The sequence below is a fragment of the Desulfobulbaceae bacterium genome (genome assembly GCA_015231515.1).
Taxonomy (GTDB): domain Bacteria; phylum Desulfobacterota; class Desulfobulbia; order Desulfobulbales; family VMSU01; genus JADGBM01.
This window is the reverse complement of sequence record JADGBM010000156.1, coordinates 1-5,310: the sequence shown is the minus strand read 5'-3', so window position 1 is coordinate 5,310 and position 5,310 is coordinate 1. Positions and strand designations below refer to the sequence as shown.

At 43.8% G+C, this 5,310-nt stretch carries 4 protein-coding genes; all 4 read left to right on the top strand.

The window, feature by feature from the left end:
- Window positions 1-685, top strand: a 685-nt coding sequence (locus HQK80_15135) for a response regulator (protein ID MBF0223528.1), incomplete at its 5' end; no start/stop codon positions are given.
- Window position 686: 1 nt separating this feature from the next.
- The gene (locus HQK80_15130) at window positions 687-2,030 is read left to right on the top strand and encodes an HDOD domain-containing protein (protein MBF0223527.1); all 1,344 of its coding nucleotides are present in this window, start codon (window positions 687-689) and stop codon (window positions 2,028-2,030) included.
- A gap of 39 nt (window positions 2,031-2,069) precedes the next feature.
- Complete coding sequence (locus tag HQK80_15125) at window positions 2,070-4,142, top strand: response regulator (GenBank protein MBF0223526.1); 2,073 nt, start codon at window positions 2,070-2,072, stop codon at window positions 4,140-4,142.
- Between the two features lie 133 nt (window positions 4,143-4,275).
- Window positions 4,276-5,310, top strand: a 1,035-nt coding sequence (locus HQK80_15120; protein ID MBF0223525.1) for a response regulator, incomplete at its 3' end; no start/stop codon positions are given.

The following is a 5,310-nucleotide window of genomic DNA, read 5'->3' as shown; positions in this document are numbered from 1 at the left end:
AGACGGCGTAGAAGGGTTGGCCCATGTTAAGCAGAGCATTCCTGCCGGTATTGTCCTTGATCTGATGATGCCGAGAGTTGACGGTTTTCAGGTCTTGGAACAGATCAGATCCCGGCCGGAAACCGCCATTATCCCTGTGCTTATCCTCACAGCAAAGGAAATAACAGCCTCAGAACGGGCTAAATTGACCAATAATAATGTTCAGCAGCTGATTCAAAAAGGCGCAGCAGACCGCGAACAACTGATTGCCAGTGTGAAACGATTAGTTGCCACCCCGCAAAATCAACTAAAGAAACCGGCAGCCAAACCAGCACGATCGGGGCCCGGCAGGATCCTCATGGTTGAAGATAATGCCGACAATCGGCTGACCATTGCCGCTATCATCGAAGAAGAAGGCTGCGAGATCCTTATCGCTGAAAATGGTGAGCAGGGCGTGCAGATGACCGGGGCAAAAATGCCGGATCTGATTCTGATGGACAATCAACTACCAATGATGAGCGGCATCGATGCCATAAAAACTCTCAAGAAGAACCCAACTACAAAACCTATTCCAATCATTGCCCTCACCGCCAGGGCCATGAAGGGTGACAGAGAAAATATTATGGCAGCAGGGGCTGATGACTATATCTCAAAACCAATAAACCCTGATGAACTGCAGGAAAAAGTTAGAAAATGGATGGGCTAAGTTGACAACCAGGACGATCAGGCATGTGGCGATCGGCACGATGCTGGTATCGACAGACCAGGAGGAAGTTTTATACACCTGTGTAGGTTCATGTGTTGCCGTAGCCCTCTTTGACGACAGCAATAAAATTGCCGGCCTGATACATATTGTCCTGCCCGGCAACCGAACTGCTCCTCGTGGCGGTGACTCCAACGCCTTTTATGCTGACACCGGAATTCCGCTGCTGATTGCTGAAATGGAACACCAGGGAGCAGTACGTTCCAATTTAAAGGCAGCCATTGTCGGCGGTGCCTGTTTGAAGGCTGATATAAAACATAGCATCGGTTCTGACAACACCGCACAGGTACTCTCATTGCTGGCAAAGGCGAGTATACCCGTCACCAAAAAACAAACAGGGGGTGACTGCGGGCGCACCATTCGAATTTGGGTAAAAAACGGCGATCTGCAAATTCAAGAAATTCGCTCTGGAGACATGGTGCCGATTGCAACTAAGAGTGAAAAACTGCTGACGGGATCCCCCTTAAACCAAATCAGCCAAACTTTGGCTCATTTGCAACCCAGTCCGCAGGTCGCCACAAAGCTTTTTGATGCCATACATCAGAGTGCCATTGACTGGCATTATGTAGAGGAAATCCTTTGGCAGGATTTTGTGCTGGCCCTGCATGTCCTACAGATGTGCAATTCAAGGTATTACGGCGTCCCTGGTGAAATCGATTCATTTAACACCGCCCTCTCCCGTCTTGGAGCACACCAGTTTCGTCGTGTCTGTGTTGTTGCCGCAGCAGAAAAGTACAACGAAAACCTTCTGTCTAAGTCAGGTATTGACCAGAAGGATTTGTCTCGCCACTGCCTGGCAAGCGCTATTGCCGCTCAGCATATTGCCGCAAAGGTCAACCCTGACCTGCAACTGCAGGTTTTTGCTGCTGCTTTGTTGCACCCAATTGGCTGTATCGCGGCCCAACTGGCTGATGGAAATATTAATCCCGAATCCGACATTTACGCCTTGGATGACTGTCTGTTTTTAATAAAACATGATTCAGAAATTGCAATACAGCACAGACATCTGGCTCGAACCTTATTATCACAATGGCATATACCTCCAATAATTATTGAAGCGATATCTCCACTCAATTTGCCCGACATAGAGCAGGAAAAATTAAGCCCGGCTATAATTGTCAAGGCCTCCTGTATTATCAGCTCAATGCTTGGCATACGTGCCTCGAAAGAAAAGGCAAACGTCGAATTTTCACTCTACGCACTCGAACAACTGGAGCTTTCCCTTATTAATGATCTGCTTTTTGCGGAAATCATTACGAAATTGAGGACTAAAGGGTTATTGTCATGACAACACCACTCATCATCTACCTTCGAAAAGGATACACATATGACTGAAAAAATACCGGTTTTGCTGGTTGTCGATGACCGACCAGACAACCTCTTCATCATTGAGCAACTGGTCGCCGAATACATACCTACCTGCATCGTTCATACCGCATCTAATGCTGATATGGCTGTGAAAATGGCTCTGGAATACCACCCCGATGGCATTTTAAGTGATATTCAAATGCCGGGAAAAAATGGTATTGAACTGTGCCGTCAATTAAAGCAAATCCACCAAACCAGTCAAATCCCTGTGCTGCTCATCACAGCCCACACGTCCGACTCTAATTTGCGCGTCCAGGGATTGGAGGCGGGGGCTGATGATTTCATTCCCAGACCCATTGACAACCTGGAACTTGCCGCCCGTATCAAGGTAATGTTTCGAATAAAACATATGCAAGATCAACTTATTACGGCTAAAGCTGATCTTGAAAAAAAGGTAGAGGAGCGTACTAAAGAATTGTCTGCGATGAATAAGGCACTGATACAAGAGGTCAAGGAACGAACCAAGGCAGAAAACCACTTGAGAGAAAAAGAAGAAATGATTTCTTTATTATTAAATTCTACCGCTGAAGGCATTTATGGAATTGATAAAGAGGGAATCTGTGTTTTTTGCAACCCTGCTTGTTTAAACTTATTCGGCTATCAAGAAAAGGAAGAGTTACTCGGAAAGAATATTCACGAAATCGTTCACCATACAAGAGAGAACGGTTCAAGTTGTTCATTTGACGAATGTAGATCTCAACGGGTGCTCAAAGGTGAAAAATCTTTTCTTAATGACAATGATGTCATGTGGAAGGCAGATGGCAGCAGTTTTGAGGTAGAATACTGGTGTCATCCAATGAAAAAAAATATGGATATTATTGGTGAGGTAATATCCTTCGTTGATATATCGGACCGCAGGAAGATAGAAAGGGAAAAAAAAGATATTGAAGGGCGACTCAATCAAGCCCAAAAGATGGAGGCCATTGGCACCCTTGCTGGCGGCATAGCCCATGATTTTAATAATATCCTTGGTGTGATTCTTGGCTTTAGCCAGATGGCTAAAGAAGATGCTCCTCCAGGAACAAAATATCAAGAAGACCTTGATAAGGTATTATCTGCCGCAAATAGAGCAAAAGACCTGGTGAAACAGATCCTTGCCTTTAGCCGCCAAGCTCAGGTTGATCGCATACCAATGAAAATGCAACCACTCATTAAAGAGGGACTGAAGATGCTCCGGTCTTCAATTCCAACCACGATAAGCATTACCGAAAACATAGATCCAAAGAGCGGAACCGTCCTGGCTGATCCAACTCAAATTCATCAGATTTTGATGAATCTCTGCACCAACGCTTACCATGCTATGGAAACCACAGGTGGAGAGCTTTCAGTGACCTTGGAGACCACTTTCATCGACACGGATGATCAAACAATGCTTTTGCAAGTTACCCCAGGTGAAAACATTGTACTTACTGTGTCCGATACGGGAAGCGGCATTGGGCCTGATGTTATTGAAAAGATATTCGACCCTTATTTTACCACCAAAGAGATTGGCAAAGGCTCGGGTATGGGTCTGGCAATTATTCACGGAATAATGAAAGAGTACGGCGGAGCGATTACAGTTGATAGCCAGTTAGGTAAAGGATCGACTTTTCATGTTTACATTCCAGTAATTCAAAAGGACGCCATACCAGAAATAAAAGGATCTGACGATCTGCCAGAAGGCAGGGAGCGGATCTTGTTCATTGATGACGAGGAACTTCTCGCTGAAATGGGTAAGGATATGCTTGGACGGTTGGGCTACCATGTAACTGTCCGACGTAGCAGTATTGAAGCACTGGCGACATTCCAGAATACTCCAAACGATTTTGACATGGTCATAACAGATCAGACCATGCCAGACATGACGGGTTCAGACCTCGCCAGACGAATGATGCAGATACGGCCCGATATTCCGATTATCCTTTGTACCGGATACAGTAATCTTATTGATGAAGATTCGGCAAAGGGTTTGGGGATAAAAGAGTTTGCCTTAAAACCTATGACCAAAGGTACCATTTCCAAGCTGATCCGGAAAGTGTTGGATGGCCAGTGATATTTGATTTGTTAATTGAATTGGTTAACCTTAATTTTTTAGAAGCAGTTTACCTTCGCTTAGCACATCGGTTTAGGTAGCAGCTCTTGATAATCGTCTCCCTTCATAACTTCAAATTTTTGGTGATAAAGTAATGGACATTTATAAATCAAGAAAGGCAATTAATATATCAAAAGCCAATATTTTAATTGTAGATGATGAAAAAGACTTGTGTGATATGGTGGCAAGTTGGTTGAAAAGTGAAGGGATTTCATGCGATACGGCTTATTGTGTTGATGATGCAGTCTCTTTAATGCGCCGAAGCAATTATGCCTTAGTCGTTTCTGACATCATGATGCCAGGTAAATCGGGGATCGATTTTTTAAATATTGTCAGCAAAGAATTTCCAACAACTGCAATGATAATGGCAACTGCAGTAGATAAAAGAGAAACGGCTGTTTTGACATTAGAGAAAGGCGCATTCGGATATATCATTAAGCCTTTTGAGCGAAATGAATTTATAATTAATATCTTCAATGCATTAGAGCGCCGCCGAATAGTTTTAGAACATCAAAAATATGAGAGACATTTAGAACAAGAAGTTAGAGAAAGAACCGCAGATATCTATCAGCGGGAAGAGGAAATTGCGCTTAAATTGATATCTGCCTCCGGGTACAGAGACGAAGAGACAGGAGCGCATATTAAAAGAATTGGCTTGTTTGGGGCAATTCTAGCTGAAAAAATTGGTTGGGATCAGGAAAGAGTTGATTATATGCGTGTTGCCGGACCAATGCACGATGTTGGCAAAATAGGTATTCCAGATGAAATCCTTCATAAACCTGGCAAGCTGACTGCCGAAGAATTTGAAATAATAAAAGGACATACCCTGATTGGGAAAAAGATACTCGAAGGAACAAAGATCCCTCTTATCCAAATGGCTACAGATATTGCTGAGTACCATCATGAAAAATGGGATGGTTCCGGCTATCCCCACGGGCTCAAAGATGATGCAATACCTCAATCAGCCCAGATTGTTGCTATTGCTGATGTATATGATGCTTTAAGTAATGACAGGGATTATAGAGCAGCTTTACCTGAAGAAAAAGTTTTGTCCATCATGAAAGAGGTCAAAAGCAATCATTTTAACCCCTTTATCTACGACCTTTTTCTTGCAGCCCTACCAGTATTC

Coding starts and splice junctions, on each gene's coding strand:
- HQK80_15125 (MBF0223526.1), top strand. CDS start 2,070: ATGACTGAAAAAATACCGGTTTTGCTGGTTGTCGATGACCGACCAGAC.